Raw genomic sequence first — 2376 nt, 5'->3', positions numbered from 1 at the left:
GTATTAATTGTTGGCACATTTTGGGTGATTTCTGGTAGCGCTCATTGGGTATTGTTAGCCACAGTACTGATTTTAATTGCACGAATTTCAGATGTATTGAACTTCTTTGTGCAAATGTCTTCGCTCTTAGAAATTTTTGTGATCAGCTGTGAAAAATTTGAAAAACTGATGGCATTACCTGAATTGATGGAAAATAATGGCAGCAGATTACCCACAGATTATCGCATTCGTTATGAGCATATTCGCTTTGGTTACAATGCCGAAAAAACCATCCTAAACGACATTAATCTGGACATAAAACCTAACAGCCTCAATGCTTTTGTGGGCACCAGCGGTTGTGGTAAAACGACATTACTCCGCTTGTTATTGCGTTATGCTGATCCGCAATCAGGGAGAATTACGATCGGCGGTATCGATATTCGGGATGTTAGCCAAGAACAGCTCATGAGATTAATTTCTGTGGTGTTTCAAGACGTTTATTTATTCCAAGACAGCGTATTAAATAACATCCGAATGGCAAAACCCAATGCCACCGATGAAGAGGTGATTCACGCCTGTAAACTTGCCCAATGCCATGATTTTATTCAGGCATTACCACAAGGGTATCAAACTCAAGTTAATGAAATTGGGAGTAATTTTTCTGGCGGTGAAAAGCAACGACTTGCTATCGCCCGCGCGATTTTAAAAGACGCACCGATTCTCATTTTAGATGAACCAACAGCATCGTTGGATACCCGCAATGAGCTGGCAGTGCAAAAAGCGCTGGATCAGCTAGTTAAAGACAAAACCGTGTTGATTATTGCTCACCGACTTTCCACCATTGTGGGAGCGCATTGCATTTATGTGTTGGAAAACGGCAGCATTGCCGAACAAGGCACGCATCAAACACTCTTAGAACAAAAAGGACGTTATGCAGCGTTTTGGCAATGCCAACAAGGCAACATCACTCAATAAACAGGATTGGGCACTCCTTGCCACTACCTCCGGTTTTAAATTCTGTTTAGTGGCGTTTTATATGATTGGTCTCATCACCATGTTAAAAGAGCAGGGATTTGATCTTAAACAGATTAGTTGGTTCTATTTACTTGGTGGGATGGAAATGGCGAAATTCATCGTTTCGCCGTTAATTGAACGCTATCGTCTCAAGCGTATCGGGCAATTTCGAGGCTGGCTATGCCTTTCCTCGTTAATCATTTTTATTGCCCTATTCATGTTGCATTTCATCCAACCGCAACGGGATTTTACACTGCTTATGGTGGCATGTGTGCTATTGAACCTAAGCAGTCTATTTTTCGGTTGTGCAACGCTAGGATTAACCTGTGCCATCCTGCCTTTTGAACAACGTGGCTTTGGCGGTGTCATTCAGGTGATCGCAGGACGCGTAGGTAAAATGCTTGGCGGAGGTTTAGTGTTACTGATTTACCATTATTACGGCTGGCAAAGTGCGGTGGATTTAATGAGTGTTTTTGCACTACTGTTGATTCTACAAATCAGCCTATACGCCGAACCTGTAATTGTCGCTGAATCGCAAAATCCACCATTACATTTTTTATTCACACGCTTTTTCCACTTTTGGCAACAACCGCATATCTCATTTCGTTGGTTGATTTTATTGTTATTTATCTTTATTCCTAGCGGCATGGTGGTCAGTAGTTTCATTCCTCGACTAAACGCCTTGGGCTGGAGCAGCCAACACATTGGGCTATTACTTTCCGTATTTGAACCCCTTTGTGCTATCGCCTTTGCCCCGCTAAGTGGTCTATTACTCAAAAAATATTCTCGGGTTTCCGTCAGCCAATGGGTATTACTTAGCCAAATTTTTGCCTTCTGCTTATTTATTCTATTTGAATATGTCGGCACAGATTTTCCTTATCTTATCGCCGTACCAATTTTATTATTAAGCATTACTTACGCATTGCTTGTGCCATGCTTGCTGGCTATTATCCTTGATTATTCATCTAAAGCTTATGCCACATTGGATAGTTCACTACAATTTTCTGTTGCATTACTAGGAGCATATTTAGCTGGTTTTATTTCACTCAGATTGATCAGTACATGGGGATACGTTACGGTATACTGGATTGTGACAATCATTGCATTTACTATTTGGTACTTTTTTAAGAACTACAATCAAAAATCATAAAACGTAATGATCAAATGCTATACACCTCTAATTTTTCTGAACAAATCAATTTTAAATTAAATCTTACCATATAGAATTTAATTTAGGTAAACGATTGCTCACCCCGATATTATTACATTCTTTCAAAAATCACACTTTGCTTTTTTGCTCATTTTGTGTAGAATACGCGCTCGGCTTATTGATTAATCCGAACACAAGGAGTTCTCCATAATGGAAGCATCAAAGAAAAAGAT

At 39.9% G+C, this 2376-nt stretch carries 2 protein-coding genes; both read left to right on the top strand.

Translation table 11 applies throughout. From position 1 onward, the window contains the following. A partial coding sequence (locus KH943_RS09885) for an ABC transporter ATP-binding protein (RefSeq protein WP_304110414.1) occupies positions 1-954 on the top strand: 954 nt, incomplete at its 5' end. Further along, complete coding sequence (locus KH943_RS09880) at positions 911-2143, top strand: MFS transporter (RefSeq protein WP_304110413.1); 1233 nt, start codon at positions 911-913, stop codon at positions 2141-2143. The genes KH943_RS09885 and KH943_RS09880, both read left to right, overlap by 44 nt. The last annotated feature ends 233 nt before the right edge of the window (positions 2144-2376 follow it).

The organism is Haemophilus parahaemolyticus, assembly GCF_018373095.1.
Lineage (GTDB): Bacteria > Pseudomonadota > Gammaproteobacteria > Enterobacterales > Pasteurellaceae > Haemophilus_A > Haemophilus_A parahaemolyticus_A.
The sequence above is the reverse complement of the archived record's forward strand: the minus strand, read 5'-3'. Positions and strand labels throughout refer to the sequence as shown.

Bases quoted from the DNA above. Each gene is read 5' to 3' on its own strand.
- KH943_RS09880 (WP_304110413.1), top strand. From the start codon at position 911: ATGCAGCGTTTTGGCAATGCCAACAAGGCAACATCACTCAATAAACAG.